General features: G+C 41.7%; 17 protein-coding genes and 6 pseudogenes. 11 read left to right on the top strand and 12 right to left on the bottom strand.

The window, feature by feature from the left end:
* Positions 1–7: 7 nt before the first annotated feature.
* From QMQ21_RS11035 to QMQ21_RS11025, 3 genes are read left to right on the top strand one after another with little or no spacing between them, the layout of a single operon-like run.
* Complete coding sequence (locus QMQ21_RS11035) at positions 8–1138, top strand: N-acetyldiaminopimelate deacetylase (RefSeq protein ID WP_166735751.1); 1131 nt, start codon at positions 8–10, stop codon at positions 1136–1138.
* An 11-nt stretch (positions 1139–1149) separates the two neighbouring features.
* On the top strand, positions 1150–1689 hold the full coding sequence (locus tag QMQ21_RS11030; protein ID WP_166735752.1) for a 5-formyltetrahydrofolate cyclo-ligase: 540 nt from the start codon (positions 1150–1152) through the stop codon (positions 1687–1689).
* The gene (locus tag QMQ21_RS11025; RefSeq protein ID WP_054392634.1) at positions 1673–2347 is read left to right on the top strand and encodes a rhomboid family intramembrane serine protease; all 675 of its coding nucleotides are present in this window, start codon (positions 1673–1675) and stop codon (positions 2345–2347) included. Before QMQ21_RS11030 ends, QMQ21_RS11025 begins: the two co-directional genes overlap by 17 nt.
* Positions 2348–2507: 160 nt before the next feature.
* On the opposite strand, the gene galU is transcribed toward QMQ21_RS11025, so the two are convergent.
* On the bottom strand, positions 2508–3407 hold the full coding sequence (galU, locus tag QMQ21_RS11020; RefSeq protein WP_261814447.1) for a UTP--glucose-1-phosphate uridylyltransferase GalU: 900 nt from the start codon (positions 3405–3407) through the stop codon (positions 2508–2510).
* Positions 3408–3428: 21 nt separating this feature from the next.
* Complete coding sequence (locus QMQ21_RS11015; RefSeq protein ID WP_054392635.1) at positions 3429–4445, bottom strand: NAD(P)H-dependent glycerol-3-phosphate dehydrogenase; 1017 nt, start codon at positions 4443–4445, stop codon at positions 3429–3431.
* Positions 4446–4675: 230 nt separating this feature from the next.
* Here QMQ21_RS11015 and QMQ21_RS11010 point away from each other — a divergent pair, with 230 nt between their 5' ends.
* Positions 4676–5116 carry a helix-turn-helix domain-containing protein gene (locus QMQ21_RS11010; RefSeq protein ID WP_054392637.1) on the top strand — a complete coding sequence of 147 codons (441 nt, stop codon included), beginning with the start codon at positions 4676–4678 and terminating at the stop codon, positions 5114–5116.
* A 151-nt stretch (positions 5117–5267) separates the two neighbouring features.
* On the opposite strand, the pseudogene QMQ21_RS11005 reads toward QMQ21_RS11010, so the two are convergent.
* The 9 genes and pseudogenes from QMQ21_RS11005 to QMQ21_RS10965 form a co-directional block, all read right to left on the bottom strand.
* Positions 5268–5669 (bottom strand): annotated as a pseudogene (locus QMQ21_RS11005) (transposase); the annotation flags it as partial.
* A gap of 40 nt (positions 5670–5709) precedes the next feature.
* Positions 5710–6360 (bottom strand): phosphate signaling complex protein PhoU, encoded by a 651-nt coding sequence (phoU, locus tag QMQ21_RS11000; RefSeq protein WP_166735753.1) that lies wholly within the window; start codon positions 6358–6360, stop codon positions 5710–5712.
* A gap of 14 nt (positions 6361–6374) precedes the next feature.
* A complete protein-coding gene (gene pstB / locus QMQ21_RS10995) occupies positions 6375–7124 on the bottom strand; it encodes a phosphate ABC transporter ATP-binding protein PstB (RefSeq protein WP_261814446.1) in 750 nt (249 codons plus the stop codon).
* 1 nt (position 7125) lies between these two features.
* Positions 7126–7938: pseudogene (pstA, locus tag QMQ21_RS10990) on the bottom strand (phosphate ABC transporter permease PstA).
* Positions 7931–8795: pseudogene (gene pstC / locus QMQ21_RS10985) on the bottom strand (phosphate ABC transporter permease subunit PstC). Before pstC ends, pstA begins: the two co-directional pseudogenes overlap by 8 nt.
* 117 nt (positions 8796–8912) lie before the next feature.
* Positions 8913–9788, bottom strand: a complete 876-nt coding sequence (locus tag QMQ21_RS10980) for a substrate-binding domain-containing protein (protein ID WP_138700208.1) — start codon at positions 9786–9788, stop codon at positions 8913–8915.
* Between the two features lie 164 nt (positions 9789–9952).
* A complete protein-coding gene (gene pnpS / locus QMQ21_RS10975; RefSeq protein WP_023935331.1) occupies positions 9953–11284 on the bottom strand; it encodes a two-component system histidine kinase PnpS in 1332 nt (443 codons plus the stop codon).
* Entirely contained in the window at positions 11285–11992 is a 708-nt protein-coding gene (locus QMQ21_RS10970; RefSeq protein ID WP_000166478.1) for a response regulator transcription factor, read from the bottom strand.
* A gap of 83 nt (positions 11993–12075) precedes the next feature.
* Positions 12076–12216: pseudogene (locus QMQ21_RS10965) on the bottom strand (cupin domain-containing protein); the annotation flags it as partial.
* On the opposite strand from QMQ21_RS10965, the pseudogene QMQ21_RS10960 reads away from it, so the two are divergent.
* Positions 12209–12721, top strand: a pseudogene (locus QMQ21_RS10960) (transposase family protein); the annotation flags it as partial. The pseudogenes QMQ21_RS10965 and QMQ21_RS10960 sit on opposite strands and share 8 nt — an antisense overlap.
* A gap of 190 nt (positions 12722–12911) precedes the next feature.
* Here the strand turns inward: QMQ21_RS10960 and argS are convergent.
* Complete coding sequence (gene argS / locus QMQ21_RS10955) at positions 12912–14603, bottom strand: arginine--tRNA ligase (RefSeq protein ID WP_023935327.1); 1692 nt, start codon at positions 14601–14603, stop codon at positions 12912–12914.
* A 135-nt stretch (positions 14604–14738) separates the two neighbouring features.
* Between argS and argR the strand changes: the two genes are divergently transcribed.
* The 6 genes and pseudogenes from argR to QMQ21_RS10925 all read left to right on the top strand — a co-directional run bounded on the left by argR (position 14739) and on the right by QMQ21_RS10925 (position 23736).
* On the top strand, positions 14739–15185 hold the full coding sequence (gene argR / locus QMQ21_RS10950) for an arginine repressor (RefSeq protein WP_001231476.1): 447 nt from the start codon (positions 14739–14741) through the stop codon (positions 15183–15185).
* A gap of 50 nt (positions 15186–15235) precedes the next feature.
* The gene (gene mutS / locus QMQ21_RS10945; protein WP_031233401.1) at positions 15236–17770 is read left to right on the top strand and encodes a DNA mismatch repair protein MutS; all 2535 of its coding nucleotides are present in this window, start codon (positions 15236–15238) and stop codon (positions 17768–17770) included.
* A 145-nt stretch (positions 17771–17915) separates the two neighbouring features.
* Entirely contained in the window at positions 17916–19622 is a 1707-nt protein-coding gene (gene patA / locus QMQ21_RS10940; protein WP_261814444.1) for a multidrug efflux ABC transporter subunit PatA, read from the top strand.
* Between the two features lies 1 nt (position 19623).
* Positions 19624–21390, top strand: coding sequence for a multidrug efflux ABC transporter subunit PatB (gene patB / locus QMQ21_RS10935; protein ID WP_261814443.1), 1767 nt, complete (start codon positions 19624–19626; stop codon positions 21388–21390).
* A gap of 137 nt (positions 21391–21527) precedes the next feature.
* The gene (locus QMQ21_RS10930; protein WP_138707346.1) at positions 21528–22217 is read left to right on the top strand and encodes a gamma-glutamyl-gamma-aminobutyrate hydrolase family protein; all 690 of its coding nucleotides are present in this window, start codon (positions 21528–21530) and stop codon (positions 22215–22217) included.
* A 170-nt stretch (positions 22218–22387) separates the two neighbouring features.
* A pseudogene (locus QMQ21_RS10925) lies at positions 22388–23736 on the top strand (glucose-6-phosphate isomerase).
* The last annotated feature ends 34 nt before the right edge of the window (positions 23737–23770 follow it).

The raw sequence follows: 23770 nt of genomic DNA, 5'->3' as shown, positions 1-23770 counted from the left end.
TAGATAGATGTTAGATTTGATTCAGATTAGACGAGATTTGCACCAGATTCCAGAGATTGGCTTGGAGGAGATCAAAACTCATGCTTATTTGCTGGATGTGATTGAGAAATTGACTGCGGGCAAGGAGTTTGTTCAAGTTCGTACTTGGCGGACAGGTATTTTGGTTTACTTGCAGGGAAGTCAGCCAGAGCGTACTATTGGTTGGCGGACGGATATTGATGGTCTGCCTATCGTTGAACAAACAGGACTTCCTTTTGCTTCTCAGCATCAAGGTCGCATGCACGCTTGTGGCCATGATTTCCACATGACTATTGCCTTAGGCTGTCTCGAGCGCGCCCTTGAGGAACAACCTAAAAATAATCTACTCTTCCTGTTTCAGCCTGCTGAAGAAAATGAAGCTGGTGGCATGCTCATGTATGAGGATGGTGCTTTTGGAGACTGGTTGCCAGACCAGTTTTATGGGCTTCATGTTCGACCAGATTTGAAGGTTGGTCAGATTGCGACCAATACTCATACACTCTTTGCAGGAACTTGCGAGGTGAAGATCCGTTTCAAAGGAAAAGGAGGACACGCAGCCTTTCCACATGAAGCTAATGACGCCTTGGTGGCAACTAGTTACTTTGTGACCCAGGTGCAGTCAGTTGTCAGCCGCAATGTCAACCCAATAGAGGGAGCAGTGGTGACCTTTGGTCTTTTCCAAGCTGGAACAACCAACAATGTTATCACAGATACAGCCTTTTTGCATGGAACTATTCGGGCCTTGACTCAGGACATGAGTCTCTTGGTACAAAAGCGGGTCAAAACAGTTGCAGAAGGAGTTGCAGCTGCCTTTGATATGGAAGTCGAAGTGGAACTCAAACAAGGTGGATACCTACCTGTTGAGAACCATCCAGCCTTGGCGCGTGAACTAATGGACTTTTTTGAAGAGAAAGACGGAATTGAGTTGATTGATATCGAGCCTGCTATGACAGGCGAGGACTTTGGTTATCTCCTTTCAAAGGTTGATGGCGTGATGTTTTGGCTGGGTATCGATAGTCCCTACGCCCTTCATCACCCTCAGATGGCTCCTAAGGAAGAAGCATTAGCTATTGGGGTGGCTGCGGTGTCTAGTTTCCTGAAAAAGAAGGCAGCAGAATAGAGGGCTTGTCTATGAAATCGGAACTACGCAAGCAAGTCTTGCAAGAAATGAAGGCTATCCCTCGACAGCAAAAACAGTTTATAGAGCAAGCTTTAACCGAGCGGCTTTTACACCATCCCTTCTACCAAGAAGCCAAGGTCATCGCAACCTATCTCTCTTTTCCGCACGAATTTCAAACGCAGGGATTGATTGAGCAGGCGCTGAGGGACGGCAAGAAGGTTCTGATACCCAAAACCTATTCCAAGGGGCGCATGGACTTTGTGGTCTATGATCTGCAACAACTGGTCAAAACTTCCTTTGGCTTACTGGAACCACAGGGAAATTTGGAAGTGGTAGATGCCTCTCAGATTGATTTGATTCATGTCCCAGGGCTGGCTTTTACGATGGAAGGCTATCGGATTGGCTATGGCGGAGGTTATTATGACCGCTATCTGGAACAGTTTACTGGTCATACTTTGAGTACGGTTTATCATTATCAAGTTCAGGACTTTATCCCTGAAAACCATGATATTCCTGTTCAGGAGGTTTTGATTGATGAAGGAAATCTTTGATAGGCGTTACCCTGTGACGAGTTTCTTTCTTTTAGTGACGGCCGTGGTATTTCTACTAATGTTGGTAACTACAGGAGGAAACTTTGACAGGGCGGATACTCTATTTCGATTTGGAGCCATGTATGGGCCTGCCATTCGCCTCTTTCCCGAGCAAATTTGGCGTCTCTTTTCGGCTATTTTTGTTCATATTGGGTGGGAGCATTTCATTGTTAATATGCTTTCACTTTATTATCTTGGAAGGCAGGTAGAGGAGATTTTCGGTTCTAAGCAGTTTTTCTTTCTCTATCTTTTATCAGGAATGATGGGCAATCTCTTTGTTTTTGTATTTAGTCCCAAATCCTTAGCAGCAGGTGCATCCACCTCTCTTTATGGTGTATTTGCCGCGATTATCATTCTTCGCTATGCAACTCGTAATCCTTATATCCAACAGCTAGGACAGTCTTATCTGACACTTTTTGTGATTAACATTATTGGAAGTGTTCTGATTCCAGGAATCAGCCTAGCAGGCCATATCGGAGGTGCAGTTGGTGGCGCATTTCTAGCAATTATCTTTCCAGTTAGAGGAGAAAGACGGATGTATAGTGCTAGTCAGAGACTGGTAGCGTTAGTCTTGTTCGTAGGACTCGCAGTCTTACTTCTCTACAAGGGAATGGGATGAAAATTTGTGGAATGAAAAAAGATAAGGCATTTTTTGAACCTTATCTTTTTTTATTTTATACTCAATGAAAATCAAAGAGCAAACTAGGAAGCTAACCGCAGGCTATACTTGAGTACGGCAAGGTGAAGCTAACGTGGTTTGAAGAGATTTTCGAAGAGTATTATTCCTTCTCAGCCAATTCTTTTCCCAGTTGGATGAGGTAATCTTTTAAGTCATCTTTGACTTGTGGATGTTTGAGGGCGTAGTCAATAGATGTTTTCATAAATCCAAACTTATCCCCAACGTCGTAACGAGCTCCTGTGAATTCACGGGCGAAAACACGTTGTGTTTTATTAAGGGTATCAATAGCGTCGGTAAGCTGGATTTCATTTCCCGCACCAGGAGCTTGCTTTTCGAGGATGTCGAAAATCTCAGGTGTGAGTAGATAGCGACCGATGATTGCAAAATCACTTGGTGCATCTTCGGTCGCTGGTTTTTCAACGAAAGTTTCAACGCTATAGAGTCCGTTGATTCCTTCACCTTGAGGAGCAATGACTCCATATGATGAAACGTCTTCGTGTGGTACGGGCATGACAGCAATGGTTGATGCGTGTGTCCGCTCGTAATCCTTCATCAGTTGTTTTGTCAAAGGAACGGCATTCTCATCTGTGATGTCCATAAGGTCATCGCCCAGCATAACAACGAAGGGCTCATTCCCCACAAAAGCTTTGGCTTGTAGGACAGCATCTCCAAGACCACGAGGGTGAGTTTGGCGGATGAAATGAAGGCGCATGCCAGTTGCTTCATCTACTAATTTTAACAGATCTATTTTACCTTTTTCTTTGAGATTATATTCCAATTCAAAGTTTGAATCAAAGTGGTCCTCAATAGAACGTTTTGATTTACCAGTGACAACCAGAATATCTTCAATACCTGATTTGAGAGCTTCTTCCACGATAAACTGGATAGTTGGTTTGTCTACAATTGGCAACATTTCTTTAGCAAGGGCCTTGGTTGCTGGTAAAAATCGAGTTCCTAGTCCAGCGGCAGGAATGACTGCTTTTCTAACTTTCAGTGCCATAAGAATCCTTTCTCTAGAGGGTTAAGACCACTCATTTTCTGCTTTAAATTCATTGTTCATGATATTATAAATGGCATCTTTGATATTGGTTCCTTGGTAAATAACTTGGTAAATGGCATGCGTAATCGGCATATAGACTCCAAGTTCTTGCGCTAGCTCATAGGCTGCTCGAGTCGTTGAAATTCCTTCAATCACCATGCCCATATTGGCTTCGATATCAGCTAGGGATTCTCCACGACCAAGAGCATCTCCGGCTCTCCAGTTACGAGAGTGGATGGAGGTTCCTGTTACGATCAAATCTCCCACACCAGATAAGCCGCTATAGGTCAGTGGATTAGCCCCGAGTGCTACCCCTAGGCGGGTGATTTCTGCCAAGCCTCGAGCGATGATGGCTGCCTTAGCGTTGTCACCAAATCCCAAACCATGTAAAGCTCCGGCACCGACAGCGATAATATTTTTGAGAGCACCAGCGGTTTCGACCCCGATAACATCCGTATTGGTATAAAGTCGGAAGTAGTGATTACTAAATAGCTCCTGAACGTATTGAGCTGTTTGTAAATCTTTAGAAGCAGCAGTTATTAAAGTTAGGTCACGCACAATGGTCTCTTCTGCATGACTAGGTCCTGAAACAACGACGATATCACTACGGAGATGTTCAGGAATTTCTTCTTCAAGAATGGTTGATAATCGTTTATGGCTATCAGGTTCTAATCCCTTTGATGCGTGTATGATGATAACCTTATGGTCCAAGGTTTGTGCAACTTGTTGGGCAACAAGTCGTGTCACTTTTGTTGGGACAACAAACAAAATCGCATCCACATCTCTCAGTGCCTCTGCTAAGTCGGTGTAGGCAATGATATTTTCATCTAGAACGACATCTTTAAAGTAGTGCTTGTTAGTATGATAGGTATTAATTTCATTGATTTGTTCGGGAAGATTTCCCCAAATACGTACCTCGTGTCCATTGTCATTTAAGACTTGTGAAAGGGCAGTTCCCCAGGAACCAGGCCCCAAGACGGCGACGGTTTGTTTTTTCATGATTTCCTCCTTAATAGAGTCCTTTCTCTTATTCTATCATATTCTAGAGGATTTTGCACTTACATTGCTGGGATAGTGGTGGCTTTGTTACTTTAAAAATATATCAAAACCGAGACGAAGTGATAAACTCTTAGTCTCTAGTCTTTAGTTAAAGTGAGAAGAAATCTGATAGATAGTTTGATTCAGTATATGCTATAATAGAGGTAAACAACTCAGGAGGTTCTTGTGGGTTGCGAGAGTTTGGCGAAAAAATTAAAAGATTACGTTTGGCTAAAAAAATCAGTAGTTCAGAATTTTGTGGTGATGAGTCTGAATTGAGTATCCGTCAATTAATTAGAATTGAAAATGGAGAATCCAGACCAACACTAACAAAGTTAAAATATATCGCTGAGCGTTTGGGGGTTGAAGATTACAAGTTGATGCCAAGTTATATAGAGTTGGATAAGGAATACCTAAAATTGAAGTATTTCTTGATGAGGACTCCTACATACGAAGATGAAACTATCGCCCAAAAGAAAGAGAGTGTTTTTGATAAGATTTTTGAAGAGTATTATGATAGGCTACCTGAGGAAGAAAGATTTATCATCCCAAATTATTCATATCTGGCACTAACGAACTACACAGTTCAAAAATCACCAGAAAAGCTAGTTAAACTACTGTCCTTCTGGTGATTTTGCTTGATTTCTAATATTTGAGACATGATTGAGGAGATTTGTCTTGATTTTTTCCTAAAAAAGGGCAGACTCCTCCCTTGGTTTGATGCTCGATTTCTAAAATAAGGTGACTTATTGTTAGGCATGTTTTCCCCTGCCCTCTAGCTCTATATGGAACAGGGAGTATCAGATTTATCTGGCAGATTGTATCAAATAAGGCTTGAAATTGTTTTGAATAGGCGTATAGACTTGAGAATTTGAGAATATGTCGTCTAGCAGTAGAGACATATTTTAAGCAATATGAAGGAAGAGAGGTCGAAAACGCTTGATAGTCAAGGCCTTTACTTCATCACCAGCTAGCTGCTTTAAAAAGAGGTAGAGATTATAAGCCAGATAGCCCATCATCATACGTACTTCATTCTTAACCATGGTCGAACTATCTGTCTTATCCCCAAAGAATCCTGCTTTCCTTTCTTTGATAAAGCCCTCGTTCACGATAGAATTGAAACAGCTCCTCACTATCTACACTGCTTAAATTGGTCAAATGAACTTTTTTACAATCATAAAAAAGAGCACTTAATCGTACTCTTCTCTTTTAAGGATTAGTTGAATTAATTCAAATCCACTAGTTCTCCTGTTTCTAGGTAGACTAGGCGTTCACAAATGTTAGCAATGTAATCAGCGAAGCGTTCCAGATGACCTATGATATAAAGGTATTGAGTTCCATTGGGAATTGAGGTTTCTTGGTCTTTCATAAGTCCAATGATTTCCTTTGATAAGGCATAATAATATTGGTCAATCTGTTCATCTTTTTGAGCAATACTAATAGCTTTTGAGGCTTGGTGCAAAGGAAAGGCAACCAATAAATCGGCCAGCATGCTGAGGGATAATTTACCCATTTGGTGTAACTGTTCTTCGCCAGGGGCTAGTTGATTTTCTTTTAGTTGCAAAACAGCTTTGGCAATGCCTGCCATATGGTCTCCCATACGTTCAAGGTCTGAACAAGAAGACATGATGCTAATCACAAATCGAAGGTCAGACACTTGTGGCTGCTGCAAGGCCAACAAACGGGCACAGGTCGATTCGATAGCGCTTTGACTTTGGTTGATAGCATGATCCTTATTGATAATTAGCTCTGCCATCTCCTTGTCTTTGGAGTCTAAGGCCAGTAAGGCTTTTGAAGCTGTTTCAAGGACAAGTTGTCCTAGTCCTAAAAAGGATTGTTCTAATTCATGCAATTCTAAATCAAATTGATTTCTCATAGGTTTTTCCTTCCTTATCCGAACCGTCCTGAAATATAGTCTTCTGTGCGCTGATCTTTTGGATTGGTAAACACGTCAACGGTATCTCCAAATTCGCAAATTTCTCCTGTTAAGAAAAAAGCAGTTTTATCTGAAATACGTGAAGCTTGTTGCATGTTATGGGTAACAATGATAATCGTATAATCCTTTTTTAGTTGCTGAATGAGGTCTTCAATTTTTAAAGTGGAGATAGGGTCTAAGGCTGAAGTCGGCTCATCCATTAACAGAATATCAGGTTCTACTGCTAAAGCTCGCGCAATGCAAAGGCGTTGCTGCTGACCGCCTGATAAGGACATGGCACTCTTTTTAAGATTATCTTTGACTTCGTCCCAAATGGCTGCCCCTTTTAAAGATTTTTCTAAGGCATCTAATTGTTTTTTGTCTCGAATACCATGTGTCCTTGGGCCATAAGCCACGTTATCATAGATAGACATGGCAAAGGGATTAGGCTGTTGAAAAACCATCCCTACACGCTTACGTAGCTGATTAAGGTTGAATTTGCTACTATAAATATCTTGCTCATCTAAGAGGACTTGGCCTTCAATATGGCAAGAAGGAACCAAATCGTTCATCCGATTAAGGGTTTTTAGAAAAGTTGATTTACCACAACCAGATGGGCCTATCAAGGCAGTAATCTGTCTTTCTGGTAATTGAATCGAAATATTTTTTAAGGCTTGAAAGTCCCCGTAAAATAAGTCTAGGTGTCTGACTGAAAATGTTCCCATACTAGGAAGCTCCTTTCACAAGTTTTCGAGATAATAAGCTTGATAGAGTATTTATCATTAAAACAGTAATAATCAAAATCACAAGTAGCATAGGCTTCATTGACATGTAGCCCCTCACTTGACAGCATATACATATGCAGGGCTAGAGAACGACCTGAAGACATGAGACTACTTGGCGTATTGGTAGAGGTACCTAATGTATACATGAGGGCAGCTGTCTCACCAACGATACGGCCAATAGCTAGTATCACTCCAGCTAAAATACCTGGCATGGCAACTGGTAGAACAATTCTAAAAACAGTCCGTAACTTACCTGCCCCAAGTCCATAACTTGCTTGACGCATGCTATCACTAACAGATAAAAGGGCTTCTTCTGTTGAGCGAATAATGACTGGCAACACCATGATGACTGAGGTTAAGATTCCTGATAACAGAGAGTATTGAAAACCTAAGAAGACTACAAAGAAGAGCATGCCAAACAGACCAAAAACAATGGAAGGAATCCCAGACAAGGTATCTGAGGCTAATCGCATGATTTTAACACAAAGGGAATCTTTTTTTGTATATTCCACAAGATAAAAACCAGCAAAAATCCCTATGGGCAAGGCTAAAAGAAGAGCACCAAAGACCAGAATAACGTGGAAATAATCGCTGGCATAAGGGAAATGTTCTCAGAAGTATAAGTCCAAGAAAAGAGGGATAGACTTAGATGAGGTAAGCCTTTGATGAGGATAAAACCAATGATTAAAAAGAGAGAGCCAAAGGTTAAAGCTGAAAAACAATAAACGAGAAGTTTTAGCAGGTATTTACTCATAAGATGATTTTCCTTTCAAGTAGGCAAAGTAGGCATTAATCAAGAGAATAAGGAAAAAGAGAACTGCTGAGGTTGCAATAAGGGCTTCCCTATGCTGACCTGATGCGTAAGCCATTTCCAGAACAATATTGGTTGTTAAGGTTCTGGTTCCTGAAAAGAGTCCACTTGGAATAATCGGCTGGTTGCCTGCCACCAAAATAACTGCCATGGTTTCACCTACTGCGCGACCGATTCCTAAAATAACTGCTGATAAAATACCAGATCTCGCAGCTGGCAAGATGACACTAAAAATACTCCGTTCATGACTAGCTCCTAGAGCCAAGCTACCAGAATAATACGTTTTGGGAACTGTTCGGATAGCAGATTCTGACAAACTGATAATGGTTGGCAAAATCATTATTCCTAATAGTAACGAAGCGGTTAGGACACTCATGCCATTTCCTAAAAAGCTTCTAATCCAAGGCACCAATAATTGTAGGCCGAAAAAACCATAAACAATAGATGGAATGGCCGCCATCAAGTTAATAGCTGATTTTAAGAAGCCATAGACGGGCTTTGGACAATAATAAACCATAAACACCGATGTCAAGATGCCTGTTGGCACCCCAATCACAATCGCTCCTAAGGTAATTAATAAGGAACCAACGATCATTGGTAAAATACCATAGCTTGCTTGGAATGTTCGTTGGCGACCAATCACTGCCTAATAAAAAACGGGCAAAGCCGTAGTTAGCCATGAAAGGTAAGCCATTACTAAAAATAAAGAAACAGATTAGCAAAATAGCTACAACAGCTACTGTTGCACTCATGAAAAAAATTGCCCTAAAAACTGCTTCTTTGAAGGCTTGTTTTGTCACATCTTGTCCTTTCTAGTGAAGAAAGTAAGGGAGATACGACACCTCCCTACTTGCCTTCTTTATCTTATTGTACGATGAAACGTCTGCATCTCTTTAGAGATTTATGGAGCAAACATTTTATTTAATCTTGTCCCAGGTGGTTAATTTGCCACTAAAAACGTCTGCAAGTTCAGCCATACTGACTTGGCTTGCCTTATTGTCATTATTGACCACAACAGCAATACCGTCTAAAGCAATAGCATCATGGCTGAGACTCTTACCTTCTTCAGGAGTTAATTCCCTAGAAACCATACCAATATCAGCGGTTTTCTCCTTAGCAGCGGTAATACCTGCTGAAGACCCATTAGAGGTAATATCAATCGTAACTTCTGGATTTTCTTTTTTATAAGCTTCTGCTAATTTTTCCATTAAAGAAGATACTGAAGTGGAACCTACAACAGACAACTTGCCTGATAAGTGTTGGCTTGTATATTCTGTGGTTTCGGTTTTAGCTTCAATAAATTTATTATCTGTGACCACTTGTTGACCTTGTTTGGAGTGGATAAAGCTGATAAAATCTTGACCTAGCTTGGAAAGATTAGAAGACCAAACAATGTTGAAGGGACGTTGAAGAGGGTATTTACCATCTAAAACTGTGTCTCGACTAGCCTTGATACCATCAATCTCTAAAGCCTTGACAGATTTCGTTAAAGATCCCAAGGAGATGTAGCCGATAGCATTAGCATTCCCTTGAACTGCTGAGAGAACACCTTCTGTGCTATTTTGAATCACAGCTGTTTTGGCAGTGTTGTCAATTTTTTTATCACCGTCTTTTTTGAGAATCCCTGTGATTTCTGTGAAGGCACCCCGTGTTCCAGAGCCATTTTCTCGTGAAATCACCTCAATCGTTTCTGAAGCTGACTGTTTGGAAGCAGATGACTGATTGCCACAGGCAACAAGCCCAAATCCTGATAAGCCAATGGCTGCAAGAGTAAGCATTTTTTTGAATTTCATAATAATCACCTTTATTTCATGTATTTTTCTTGTGTAGGATTACTACACTTATAGTCTAACAAGTCTTTGTAAAGGTTTATCCCTGATTCATGTAAAGATTGTGTAAAGAATCAAAAAAGCCACTTTTGAAAAGTGGCTGCTCCTAAAAATAGCTTTAAAAATTATTAGTCCTGTGCGAAAGATTGGTTAGGAAGAAAAATCGTGAAGCAACTGCCTCTGCCAAGCTGACTCGTCACCGTGACTTGGCCACCTAATAATTGACTAAGTTCTTTGACAATAGCAAGGCCAAGACCAGTGCCACCAGTTTGTCTGCTTCGACCTTTATTAACTCGGTAAAAACGTTCAAAAATACGATCCTGCTCTAATTGACTAATACCAATCCCTGTATCTGACACAGAAATCTTAATGCCTTCGTTCACCTTTTGGGTCTTGACCTCAATTTTTCCCCCTTGTTCAGTGTAACGGATGGCATTTGTTAAAAGATTGAGTAAGATTTGGGAAAGTAATTGACTATCTGATACGAGGGTGATATCATCTGGCACCTGCACCTTTAGCTGTAAATCCTTCTTCTTGAGCTGAGGTTGCACGCTTTGAGTCAAATCCTGTACAAATTCTGCCAAAGAAAGGGTCGTCCATTGTATAGGCATTTGTTGAGCCTTAGATAAGGTAAGAAGATGCTCAACAATATGCTCAAGACGCAAGCTTTCTTTGTAAATAATGTCTAGAAAGTCATCCTTGAGCGCTTCTTCTTCAGCTGACATCTCCTTAATGGTTTCAGCAAAGCCCTTAATCGAAGTAACTGGTGTCCTCAATTCATGGGAGGCATTTGAGACAAAGGCTAAATTTAACTTTTCATAAGTTCTAATCGTTGTTAAATCATATAACAAGACGAGCACAGCTTCCACAGATTGGGTGGGGCTAAAAACGGGAACTGCTGTCACTTCTAAAATCAGGTCACCCTCATGAAACCCACTTACTTCTTGTTTTAACCTTGTTTTTTGATCGAAGGCTTGGTGAACTAAATTCCGAATATCCATCCGTTTGAGGTCATCAAGTGAACTTATGTCGCCGTCCACATCGGGAAAATAATGAGGCAGAGAGCGACTGGATAATAACATCTGACCTTGAGCGGAAACTAAAAACGTCCCCATGGTTAGGTGCGACAGAAGAACCTCCATTGTTTCGGCTAGGTCCTTGTATTGCTGATCCTGTTGGGAGACTTTGGTTTTTAGGCCAGACACATACTGAGCCAAAGACTTTAAGTCTTCTTGCCCTTTTTCTAAAAAGTATTCACTACTGGTCAAGAGAGGTTGGTGCAAGGTCTCAAAAGCAACTTCCCATTTCCAAAGGCAAAAGAGCCAGTAGCTACCTAGTCCCAAAGAAAGGGCTAGAAGAAAGAGACCGATGCCTTTACTGATCCAAGTTAATGCCATCCCTGCAATCAGAATGAGGCTAACACTTAGATTGACTAGCCAAAATTGAAGGTAGCGTTTCATCTATAACTCCTTGAACTTATAACCATAACCCCGAATGGTTCGAATAAATTGAGGGGCTTTAGGATTGTCTTCAATTTTTTCCCTCAACTTACCAATATGAACGTCCACCAAACGTGTTTCCTGCCCAAAGTCATACCCCCAGATACGTTCCAAAAGACGCTCTCTAGTCAGTGTCATGTTGGGATGTTTCATAAGATAGAGCAAGAGTTCAAATTCTTTTGGGGTCAAACTCAGTAACTTATTCGCCTTGTAGACTTCATGACGCTCAGGGTATACTTTCAAGGTCCCAAATAGCCAAGAATCGTCAGCGATATTATCTGAATCATCTCCTTCTTGTTCTCCTTTAGTTCGCCTGAGGACAGCCTTGACACGCGCCAGCAATTCTCTAGGGCTAAAAGGCTTGGTCAGGTAGTCATCAGCCCCTAATTCCAAGGCCAAAACCTTATCAAATTCATCACTTTTCGCAGAAACCATCATAATTGGAGTTTTGACGCCTTTGGCTCTCAGCCGCTTACAAACTTCTATGCCATCTAATTGTGGTAACATGATATCAAGCAAGATAAAATCAAAGGGTTCTGTTTCTGCCAAAGCTAAGGCCTTCCGTCCATTTGTTACCAATTGAGTAGAAAAGCCTTCCTTACTTAAATGGTAGTCAAGCAATCTCAGAATGTGTTCTTCATCATCCACTAATAAGACTTGTTTTGTCATCTATTATCTCCTATTGGTAACATTATAACACAATTATCAGAAATCCTAACATTGCTAAATCAGATTAAATTTGCTTATCAAGACTAGGATCTGGTCAAACGCTCAATCATCTCCTTGTGCTCTAGATAGGTCGCCAGTAGATCTACCCTTTCAAATAATTCAAAATCCTCAAATTCAAAACCAGGAGCAACAAGACAAGAAACCAGAGCATAATCCTTATCAACTTCAAGAACTCCTCTCAGTTCTGAGGATACGGTAATGATTGATGCGACGGAAGTAAAAATCAATCGCCTTAAAAAACAATTAGCGAATGATTCTGGTAAAAAGAAATGCCACGCTATGAAGGCTCAAGCGATTGTCACAAGTCCAGGGAGAATTGTTTCTTTGGAGATCGCTGTGAACTATTGTCATGATATGAAGTTGTTCAAAATGAGTCGCAGAAATATCGGACAAGCTGGTAAAATCTTGGCTGACAGTGGTTATCAAGGGCTCATGAAGATATATCCTCAAGCACAAACTCCACGTAAATCCAGCAAACTCAAGCCGCTAATAGCTGAAGAGAAAGCCTGTAACCATGCGCTATCTAAGGAGAGAATCAAGGTTGAGAACATCTTTGCCAAAGTAAAAACGTTTAAAATGTTTTCAACAACCTATCGAAATCATCGTAAACGCTTCGGATTACGAATGAATTTGATTGCTGGTATTATCAATCATGAACTAGGATTCTAGTTTTGCAGGAAGTCTATTATTTGGTTAGGTGAATTAGTGAAGCGTTTAGGCAAGTGTCTCTGGTTACGACGTAAAGAAACATAAATCGATCATATTTATGTCCTAAAACTAGTGAAGCGCCTAGCCAAAGTCCGAATAGGATTTGGCGTTAGTTACTTAGATTGCTTTGCAATCAAGTAACTTTGGCGATTTACATCTTCTCTGGCGCTTCTACTCCAAGCAAGCGAAGGGCTTCTTTGAGAACGACTGCGGTTGCGTAGCTGAGGGCTAGACGGCTGTCGCGTTCTGGGCTTTCATCCAAGATACGTGTATGTGCATAGTATTTGTTAAAGGATTGAGCTAGGTTAATTGCAAATTTAGCAATGATAGAAGGTTCAAAGTTATCTGCCGCACGGTTGATAATACGTGGGAAGTCTTGAATGAGTTTAATGATTTCCCAGCTTTCAGCATCATTCAAGCTATAGTTGCCAGCTGTTTCTGGTTTGAAATCCGCTTTGCGTAAGATCGATTGGATACGAGCGTAGGCGTATTGAACATAAGGTCCAGTTTCACCCTCGAAGGATACCATGGCCTCTAAGTCGAAGTCATATCCGTTTGTACGGTCAGTCTTGAGGTCATAGAACTTAATGGCTCCAACCCCAACAGCATGTGCTACCTGATCTTTATTTTCAAGTTCAGGATTTTTAGCTTCAATTTGGGCTTTTGCACGACTAATAGCCTCTGCAACAGTGGGCTCTAGCAAGATGACATTCCCTTTACGGGTAGAGAGTTTTTTCCCTTCTTTTGTAACCAAACCAAAAGGAACATGAGTAATGTCGTCACTCCAATCGTAGCCCATCTCTTGCAAGACAGCTTTGAGCTGTTTAAAGTGGGCAGATTGCTCTTGACCAACGACGTAGATAGATTTAGCAAATTGGTATTCGTTTTTACGGTAAAGGGCTGCAGCCAAGTCACGTGTGATATAGAGAGTTGCACCATCAGATTTTTTGATAAGGGCTGGATGTTCAATTCCATATTTCTCAAGATTGACAACTTGGGCACCTTCTGATTCAACAAGAAGGCCTTTTTCAGAAAGAATGTCTACAACTGCATCCATCTTATCGTTGTAGAAGGCTTCTCCGTTATAGCTGTCAAAATCAACCTGCAATTCATTGTAAAGGCGGTTAAATTCCACCAAACTTTCATCACGGAACCATTGCCAGAGAGCGAGGGCTTCCTCATCTCCATTTTCCAGTTTACGGAACCATTCGCGTGCTTCTTCATCCAAGCTAGGGTCATTTTCAGCTTCAGCGTTGATACGGACATAGAGTTTAAGAAGTTCATCGATTGGATGAGCTTTTACAGCTTCTTCGTCGCCCCATTTTTTGTAGGCAACAATCAACATCCCAAACTGTTTACCCCAGTCTCCCAAGTGGTTGACCTTGACTGTTTGATAACCGATTTTTTGGAAAATATGTGATAAGCTATCTCCGATGACAGTTGAGCGCAGGTGACCAATAGAAAATGGTTTAGCGATATTGGGACTAGACATATCGATAACAACATTTTCTTGTTTGCCAATAGTTTGGTCAGCATAGTGTTCTTTTTCAGTGATAACAGCTTGCAATACTTGAGCAGAAATGGCAGATTTATCAAGGAAAAAGTTGACGTAAGGTCCTGTTGCAACAACCTTTTCAAAGGATTGGCTGTTAATTTTTTCAGCCAGTTCAGCCGCGATCATTTGAGGTGCTTTACGTTCGACTTTTGCAAGAGAAAAAGCAGGGAAAGCAATGTCTCCCATTTCTGAGTTTTTAGGGGTTTCCAGTAAATTTAAAATAGCCTCTTGGTCCAGGCTATCAATGACGCTAGCCAATTCGCTAGCAATCAATTCTTTTGTATTCATTAAGAGCTCCTTTTTGGACTTTTCTACTATTTTATCACAATTTTAAAGAAAGAAGAAAAAATTTTTGAAATCTCCCGTTTTTTTGGTATAATATAGTTATAAAAATAGTTATAAATATTCACATAAGAGGATTTTATGAGAAAAAGAGATCGTCATCAGTTAATAAAAAAAATGATTACTGAGGAAAAATTAAGTACACAAAAAGAAATTCAAGATCGGTTGGAGGCGCACAATGTTTTTGTGACGCAGACAACCCTGTCTCGTGATTTGCGCGAAATCGGCTTGACCAAGGTCAAGAAAAATGATATGGTGTATTATGTACTAGCAAATGAGACAGAAAAGATTGATTTGGTGGAATTTTTGTCTCATCATTTAGAAGGTGTTGCAAGAGCAGAGTTTACCTTGGTGCTTCATACCAAACTGGGAGAAGCTTCTGTTTTGGCAAATATTGTAGATGCAAACAAGGATGAATGGATTTTAGGAACAGTTGCTGGTGCCAATACCTTATTGGTCATTTGTCGAGACCAGCACGTTGCCAAACTCATGGAAGATCGTTTGCTAGATTTGATGAAAGATAAGTAAGGTCTTGAGAGTTGCTCTCAAGACTTATTTTTGACAAGGAGAGACGGACAATGGCGACAGAAAAGCTATCACCTGGCATGCAACAGTATGTGGAGATTAAAAAGCAATATCCAGATGCGTTTTTGCTCTTTCGGATGGGTGATTTTTATGAATTATTTTATGAGGATGCGGTCAATGCTGCGCAGATTCTGGAAATTTCCTTAACGAGTCGCAACAAGAATGCCGACAATCCGATTCCTATGGCGGGTGTCCCCTATCATTCTGCCCAACAGTATATCGATGTCTTGATTGAGCAGGGCTATAAGGTGGCTATCGCAGAGCAGATGGAAGATCCTAAACAAGCAGTTGGGGTTGTGAAACGAGAGGTTGTTCAGGTCATTACGCCAGGGACAGTGGTCGATAGCAGTAAGCCGGACAGTCAGAATAATTTTTTGGTTGCCATAGACCGTGCTGGCAATCAATTTGGCCTAGCTTATATGGACCTGGTGACGGGTGACTTTTATGTGACAGGTCTTTTGGATTTCACGCTGGTTTGTGGGGAAATCCGTAATCTCAAGGCTCGAGAAGTGGTGCTGGGCTATGACTTGTCTGAGGAAGAGGAACAAATCCTTAGTCGTCAGATGAATCTGGTACTTTCCTATGAAAAAGAAGGCTTTGAAGACCTTCATTTACTGGATTCACGATTGGCAGCTGTGGAGCAAGCGGCATCTAGTAAATTGCTCCAGTATGTTCATCGGACTCAGATGAGGGAATTGAATCACCTCAAGCCTGTTATCCGCTATGAAATCAAAGATTTCTTGCAGATGGATTATGCGACCAAGGCTAGTCTGGATTTGGTTGAGAATGCTCGTTCAGGCAAGAAGCAAGGCAGTCTTTTCTGGCTTTTGGATGAAACCAAAACGGCTATGGGGATGCGTCTCTTGCGTTCTTGGATTCATCGTCCTTTGATTGATAAGGAACGAATCGTCCAACGTCAAGAAGTGGTGCAGGTCTTTCTTGACCACTTCTTTGAGCGTAGTGATTTGACAGACAGTCTCAAGGGTGTTTATGACATTGAGCGCTTGGCTAGTCGTGTTTCTTTTGGCAAGACCAATCCCAAGGATCTCTTGCAGTTGGCGACTACCTTGTCTAGTGTGCCACGGATTCGTGCGATTTTAGAAGGGATGGAGCAACCTGCTCTAGCCTATCTCATCGCACAACTGGATGGAATTCCTGAGTTGGAGAGTTTGATTAGCGCAGCGATTGCTCCTGAAGCTCCTCATGTGATTACAGAAGGTGGTATTATCCGAACTGGATTTGATGAGACTTTAGACAAGTACCGTCGCGTTCTCAGAGAAGGGACTGGCTGGATTGCTGAGATTGAGGCTAAGGAACGCGAAAACTCTGGTATCAGTACGCTCAAGATTGACTATAATAAAAAGGATGGCTACTATTTCCATGTGACCAATTCACAACTGGGAAATGTGCCTGCTCACTTTTTCCGCAAGGCGACGCTGAAAAACTCAGAACGCTTCGGTACCGAGGAATTAGCTCGTATCGAAGGCGACATGTTGGAGGCGCGTGAGAAGTCAGCTAACCTAGAGTACGAAATTTTTATGCGCATTCGTGAAGAGGTCGGCAAGTACATTCAGCGTTTGCAGGCTCTAGCTCAAGGAATTGCGACCGTTGATGTCTTGCAAAGTCTGGCGGTTGTAGCTGAAACCCAGCATTTGATTCGACCTGAATTCGGAGATGATTCGCGAATTGATATCCAGAAAGGACGCCATGCTGTCGTTGAAAAGGTTATGGGGGCTCAGACCTATATTCCCAATACGATTCAGATGGCAGAAGATACCAGTATTCAACTGATTACAGGACCCAACATGAGCGGGAAGTCAACCTACATGCGTCAGTTAGCCATGACGGCGATAATGGCCCAGTTGGGCTCTTATGTGCCAGCAGAAAGTGCCCATTTACCTATTTTTGATGCTATCTTTACCCGTATCGGAGCAGCCGATGATTTGGTTTCAGGCCAATCAACCTTCATGGTGGAGATGATGGAGGCCAACAATGCCATTTCGCATGCAACAAAGAATTCCTTGATTCTTTTTGATGAGTTAGGTCGTGGAACTGCAACTTATGACGGGATGGCTCTTGCCCAGTCCATCATCGAATACATCCATGAACATATCGGAGCCAAGACCCTCTTTGCGACCCACTACCATGAGTTGACTAGTCTGGAGTCTAGTTTACAACACTTGGTCAATGTCCACGTGGCAACCTTGGAGCAGGATGGGCAGGTCACCTTCCTTCACAAGATTGAACCAGGGCCAGCTGATAAATCCTATGGTATCCATGTTGCCAAGATTGCTGGTTTACCGGCTGATCTTTTAGCGAGAGCGGATAAGATTTTAACGCAACTGGAGAGTCAGGGGCAAGAAAGTCCTGCTCCTATGAAACAAACAAGTACTGTCTCAGAACAAATTTCACTCTTTGATACGACTGAAGAACATCCTATCCTAGCAGAATTAGCTAAACTGGATGTTTACAATATGACACCTATGCAGGCTATGAATGTCTTGGTCGAGTTAAAACAGAAACTATAAAGAGAAAATTACTAGTCATTCTAGCTATATCAAGGAGACTTCTTTGACAATCCTCCACTTTTTTGCTAGAATAACATCACACAAACAGAATGAAAAGGAGCTGACGCATTGTCGCTCCCTTTTGTCTATTTTTTAAGGAGAAAGTATGCTGATTCAGAAAATAAAAACCTACAAGTGGCAGGCCTTGGCTTCGCTCCTGATGACAGGCTTGATGGTTGCTAGTTCACTTCTGCAACCGCGTTATCTGCAGGAAGTGTTAGACGCCCTCCTTGCTGGAAAATATGAAGCTATTTATAGCATCGGGGCTTGGTTGATTGGTGTGGCCTTGGTCGGTCTGGTTGCTGGTGGGCTCAATGTTGTCCTCGCAGCCTATATTGCCCAAGGAGTTTCATCTGACCTTCGGGAGGATGCCTTCCGTAAAATCCAAACCTTTTCTTATGCCAATATTGAACAATTTAATGCGGGAAATCTAGTCGTTCGAATGACAAATGATATCAACCAGATTCAGAACGTCGTCATGATGACCTTCCAAATTCTTTTCAGACTTCCCCTCTTGTTCATCGGTTCGTTTATCCTGGCGGTTCAAACCTTACCTTCTCTGTGGTGGGTGATTGTTCTCATGGTAGTCTTGATTTTTGGTTTGACTGCTGTCATGATGGGTATGATGGGGCCTCGTTTTGCCAAGTTTCAAACCCTTCTTGAGCGCATCAATGCTATTGCTAAGGAAAATCTGCGCGGTGTTCGTGTGGTCAAGTCCTTTGTCCAAGAAAAAGAGCAATTTGCTAAGTTTACGGAGGTTTCAGACGAGCTTCTTGGTCAAAACCTTTACATTGGTTATGCCTTTTCAGTAGTGGAACCTTTCATGATGTTGGTCGGTTATGGGGCGGTATTCCTCTCTATTTGGCTAGTTGCTGGGATGGTTCAGTCGGATCCGTCAGTTGTGGGTTCCATTGCTTCCTTTGTCAATTACCTAAGCCAGATTATCTTTACCATTGTTATGGTTGGATTTTTGGGAAATTCTGTCAGTCGTGCCATGATTTCTATGCGTCGTATTCGAGAAATTCTTGACGCAGAGTCGGCTATGACGTTCAAGGATGTCCCAGATGAAGAGTTGGTCGGAAGTCTTAGCTTTGAAAATGTAACCTTTACCTATCCAATGGACAAGGAACCGATGCTGAAAGATGTGACCTTTACTATCGAACCTGGTCAAATGGTTGGTGTCGTTGGAGCGACTGGTGCAGGAAAGTCAACCTTAGCTCAATTGATTCCACGTCTCTTTGATCCGCAAGAAGGCTCTATTAAAATCGGAGGTAAGGATATTCGAGAAGTGAGTGAAGGGACCCTGCGTAAAGCGGTCTCTATCGTTCTCCAACGTGCCATTCTCTTCAGTGGAACCATTGCAGATAATTTGAGACAGGGTAAGGGAGATGCTACTCTATTTGAAATGGAGCGCGCAGCCAATATTGCCCAAGCCAGCGAATTCATTCATCGTATGGAGAAAACCTTTGAAAGTCCAGTTGAGGAACGGGGAACCAATTTCTCTGGTGGGCAAAAGCAAAGGATGTCGATTGCTCGTGGAATTGTCAGCAATCCACGTATTCTGATTTTTGACGATTCGACCTCGGCCTTGGATGCTAAGTCAGAGCGCCTGGTTCAAGAAGCCTTGAATAAGGACTTGAAGGGAACAACAACCATTATCATCGCGCAAAAGATTAGCTCGGTTGTTCATGCAGATAAAATCTTGGTTCTAGATCAAGGACGATTGATTGGTCAAGGTACGCATGCAGACTTGGTTGCCAACAATGCTGTTTACCGTGAAATCTACGAAACACAGAAAGGAAAGGAGGAGTAAAATGAAGACAGTTCAATTTTTTTGGAATTATTTTAAAGTTTATAAGCTATCATTTGTAGTTGTTATCCTGATGATTGTTCTGGCGACTCTTGCCCAAGCTCTCTTTCCGGTCTTTTCTGGACAAGCAGTGACGCAACTAGTTAATTTAGTCCAAGCTTATCAAGATGGCAATCCAGAACTTGTTTGGCAAAGCCTATCAGGAATCATGGTCAATCTTGGTCTGCTGGTTTTGGTTCTATTTATCTCTAGTGTCATATACATGTGTCTCATGACGCGCGTGATTGCAGAATCGACCAACGAGATGCGCAAAGGTCTCTTCGGTAAGCTTGCTCGGTTGACGGTTTCTTTCTTTGACCGCCGACAAGATGGCGATATCCTATCTCGTTTTACCAGTGATTTGGATAATATCCTCCAAGCCTTTAATGAAAGTCTGGTTCAGGTCATGAGCAATATTGTTTTATACATTGGTCTGATTCTTGTCATGTTTTCGAGAAATGTGACGCTGGCTCTCATCACCATTGCAAGCACACCAGTGGCCTTCCTCATGTTGATTTTCATCGTGAAAACGGCACGCAAATACACCAATCTCCAGCAGAAAGAGGTAGGGAAGCTCAACGCCTATATGGATGAGAGTATCTCAGGCCAAAAAGCCGTGATTGTGCAAGGAATTCAAGAGGATATGATGGCAGGATTTCTTGAACAAAATGAGCGCGTACGCAAGGCAACCTTTAAAGGAAGGATGTTCTCAGGAATTCTGTTCCCTGTCATGAATGGGATGAGTCTGGTTAATACAGCCGTCGTTATCTTTGCTGGTTCGGCCGTTCTATTAAACGATAAGACTATTGAAACAAGTACAGCCCTAGGTTTGATTGTGATGTTTGCCCAATTTTCACAGCAGTACTACCAGCCTATTATTCAAGTTGCAGCTAGTTGGGGAAGTCTTCAGTTGGCCTTTACAGGGGCTGAACGGATACAGGAAATGTTTGATGCAGAGGAAGAAATCCGACCTGAAAAGGCTCCAATCTTCACTCAGTTGCAAGAAGGTGTTGAAATCAGTCATATCGATTTTTCATACTTGCCTGATAAACCTATTTTGAAAGATGTCAACATTTCTGCCCCTAAAGGCCAGATGACTGCAGTTGTTGGGCCAACGGGTTCAGGGAAAACCACTATTATGAACCTCATCAATCGCTTTTATGATGTTGATGCTGGCGGTATTTATTTTGATGATAAAGACATTCGTGACTATGATTTAGATAGTCTTAGAAGTAAAGTGGGAATTGTCTTGCAAGATTCCGTTCTTTTTAGCGGAACCATTCGAGACAATATCCGTTTCGGTGTGCCAGATGCCAGTCAGGAAATGGTTGAGTCAGCAGCCAAAGCAAGCCACATTCACGACTATATCGAAAGTTTGCCTGATAAGTACGATACTCTTATTGATGATGAGCAGAGTATCTTCTCGACAGGGCAGAAGCAATTGATTTCCATTGCTCGAACCCTGATGACAGATCCAGAAGTTCTCATTCTCGATGAAGGCACTTCAAACGTAGATACGGTGACAGAAAGCAAGATTCAGCATGCCATGGAGGCAGTTGTAGCAGGCAAAACCAGTTTCGTCATTGCCCACCGCTTGAAAACCATTCTCAATGCAGATCAGATTATTGTCCTTAAAGATGGAGAAGTCATTGAACGCGGTAGCCATCATGAACTCTTGAAGCTAGGTGGATTCTACTCAGAACTCTATCACAATCAATTTGTCTTTGAATAAGAAAGAAGTTGTCCTATGGGGCAGCTTTTTCTTGTCCATAAAAAATATTTATCACGGCCTTTAAAAAAACATATTAGACGAAAGACGTTTTGAGTGATAAGATAGGACTATCGTTAATATTCGAAAGGAGAGACATCATGCCTAGAACCGTTGTAGGAGTTGCTGCAAATCTATGTCCCGTAGACACAGAAGGCAAAAACATTCATTCATCTGTATCTTGTAGATTCGCAGAGAGCATTCGTCAAGTCGGTGGTCTCCCTTTAGTCATTCCTGTTGGTGATGAGTCTGTTGTACGCGATTATGTGGAAATGATTGACAAGCTCATTTTGACAGGAGGCCAAAATGTTCATCCTCAGTTTTATGGAGAGAAAAAGACAATCGAGAGCGATGATTATAATCTGATCCGTGACGAATTTGAATTGGCGCTCTTGAAGGAAGCGCTTCGTCAGAATAAACCAATTATGGCAATCTGTCGTGGTGTTCAGCTTGTCAATGTTGCCTTTGGTGGAACCCTCAATCAAGAAATCGAAGGTCACTGGCAGGGACTACCTTTCGGAACATCTCACTCTATTGAGACAGTGGAAGGAAGCGTGGTTGCCAAGCTATTTGGAAAAGAAAGTCAGGTTAACTCGGTCCATCGTCAAAGCATTAAAGATTTGGCATCTAATTTCCGTGTAACTGCTATTGATCCAAGAGACCAGACCATCGAAGCGATTGAGTCTATCGACGAACACCGCATTATCGGTTTGCAGTGGCATCCAGAGTTTCTGGTCAATGAAGAAGATGGTAATTTAGAATTATTTGAGTATTTATTGAATGAACTGTAACGACTGGAACATCTAGTCGTTCTTTCTTTTATTTTTTCAAAATTTTTGGAATGTGGGATTTTTACGCAAACGTTTGAATTCTGATAAAAATTGGAGAAATTCGACAAAAAAACTTGAAAAAAACGAAGGTAAGCGTTATGATAGAAAAGAAGAAATATTGGAGGAATAACATGTCACATATTAAATTTGATTATTCAAAAGTTTTAGACAAATTTGTTGCACCACATGAAGTGGAATACATGCAAGCACAAGTTACAGCTGCTGACGAATTGATCCGTAAAGGAACTGGTGCTGGTAGCGACTTCTTGGGATGGTTGGACCTTCCTGAAAACTACGACCGCGAAGAATTTGACCGTATCTTGAAAGCTGCTGAGCAAATTAAGTCAGACAGCGATGTTTTGGTTGTGATCGGTATCGGTGGATCTTACCTTGGTGCCAAAGCAGCAATCGACTTCTTGAACCACCACTTTGCAAACTTGCAAACAAAAGAAGAACGTAAAGCTCCACAAATCCTTTACGCTGGAAACTCAATCTCATCTACTTACCTTGCTGACTTGGTAGAGTACGTAGCTGACAAAGACTTCTCAGTAAACGTGATTTCTAAATCAGGTACAACAACTGAACCAGCGATTGCTTTCCGTGTCTTCAAAGAACTCTTGGTTAAGAAATACGGTCAAGAAGAAGCCAACAAACGTATTTACGCAACAACTGACCGCCAAAAGGTGCTGTTAAGATTGAAGCAGACGCTAACGGTTGGGAAACATTTGTTGTTCCAGATGATATCGGTGGACGCTTCTCAGTATTGACAGCCGTTGGTTTGCTTCCAATCGCAGCATCAGGAGCTGACATCAAAGCCCTTATGGAAGGTGCGAATGCAGCTCGCAAAGACTACACTTCAGATAAAATCTCTGAAAACGAAGCTTACCAATACGCAGCAGTTCGTAACATCCTTTACCGTAAAGGCTATGCAACTGAGATCTTGGTAAACTACGAGCCATCACTTCAATACTTCTCAGAGTGGTGGAAACAATTGGCTGGTGAGTCAGAAGGAAAAGATCAAAAAGGTATCTACCCAACTTCAGCCAACTTCTCAACTGACTTGCACTCACTTGGTCAATTTATCCAAGAAGGAACTCGTATCATGTTTGAAACAGTTGTCCGTGTTGACAAACCTCGCAAGAACGTGATTATTCCTAGCTTGGAAGAAGACCTTGATGGACTTGGTTACCTTCAAGGAAAAGACGTTGACTTTGTAAACAAAAAAGCGACTGACGGTGTTCTTCTTGCCCACACAGATGGTGACGTACCAAACATGTACGTGACTCTTCCAGAGCAAGATGCTTTCACTCTTGGTTACACTATCTACTTCTTCGAATTGGCTATCGCTCTTTCAGGTTACTTGAATGCTATCAACCCATTTGACCAACCAGGTGTTGAAGCCTATAAGAAAAATATGTTTGCCCTTCTTGGGAAACCTGGATTTGAAGAGCTCGGTGCAGAACTGAATGCACGTCTTTGATTCTCATATATGTTGAGCTAATTCAGAATAAAAA

Source organism: Streptococcus bouchesdurhonensis, assembly GCF_948472335.1.
The sequence above is the reverse complement of the archived record's forward strand: the minus strand, read 5'-3'. Positions and strand labels throughout refer to the sequence as shown.

Bases quoted from the DNA above. Each gene is read 5' to 3' on its own strand.
- QMQ21_RS11035 (WP_166735751.1), top strand. From the start codon at position 8: ATGTTAGATTTGATTCAGATTAGACGAGATTTGCACCAGATTCCAGAG.
- QMQ21_RS11030 (WP_166735752.1), top strand. From the start codon at position 1,150: ATGAAATCGGAACTACGCAAGCAAGTCTTGCAAGAAATGAAGGCTATC.
- QMQ21_RS11025 (WP_054392634.1), top strand. From the start codon at position 1,673: ATGAAGGAAATCTTTGATAGGCGTTACCCTGTGACGAGTTTCTTTCTT.
- galU (WP_261814447.1), bottom strand. From the start codon at position 3,407: ATGGCACTGAAAGTTAGAAAAGCAGTCATTCCTGCCGCTGGACTAGGA.
- QMQ21_RS11015 (WP_054392635.1), bottom strand. From the start codon at position 4,445: ATGAAAAAACAAACCGTCGCCGTCTTGGGGCCTGGTTCCTGGGGAACT.
- phoU (WP_166735753.1), bottom strand. From the start codon at position 6,360: ATGAGAAATCAATTTGATTTAGAATTGCATGAATTAGAACAATCCTTT.
- pstB (WP_261814446.1), bottom strand. From the start codon at position 7,124: ATGGGAACATTTTCAGTCAGACACCTAGACTTATTTTACGGGGACTTT.
- QMQ21_RS10980 (WP_138700208.1), bottom strand. From the start codon at position 9,788: ATGAAATTCAAAAAAATGCTTACTCTTGCAGCCATTGGCTTATCAGGA.
- pnpS (WP_023935331.1), bottom strand. From the start codon at position 11,284: ATGAAACGCTACCTTCAATTTTGGCTAGTCAATCTAAGTGTTAGCCTC.
- QMQ21_RS10970 (WP_000166478.1), bottom strand. From the start codon at position 11,992: ATGACAAAACAAGTCTTATTAGTGGATGATGAAGAACACATTCTGAGA.
- argS (WP_023935327.1), bottom strand. From the start codon at position 14,603: ATGAATACAAAAGAATTGATTGCTAGCGAATTGGCTAGCGTCATTGAT.
- argR (WP_001231476.1), top strand. From the start codon at position 14,739: ATGAGAAAAAGAGATCGTCATCAGTTAATAAAAAAAATGATTACTGAG.
- mutS (WP_031233401.1), top strand. From the start codon at position 15,236: ATGGCGACAGAAAAGCTATCACCTGGCATGCAACAGTATGTGGAGATT.
- patA (WP_261814444.1), top strand. From the start codon at position 17,916: ATGCTGATTCAGAAAATAAAAACCTACAAGTGGCAGGCCTTGGCTTCG.
- patB (WP_261814443.1), top strand. From the start codon at position 19,624: ATGAAGACAGTTCAATTTTTTTGGAATTATTTTAAAGTTTATAAGCTA.
- QMQ21_RS10930 (WP_138707346.1), top strand. From the start codon at position 21,528: ATGCCTAGAACCGTTGTAGGAGTTGCTGCAAATCTATGTCCCGTAGAC.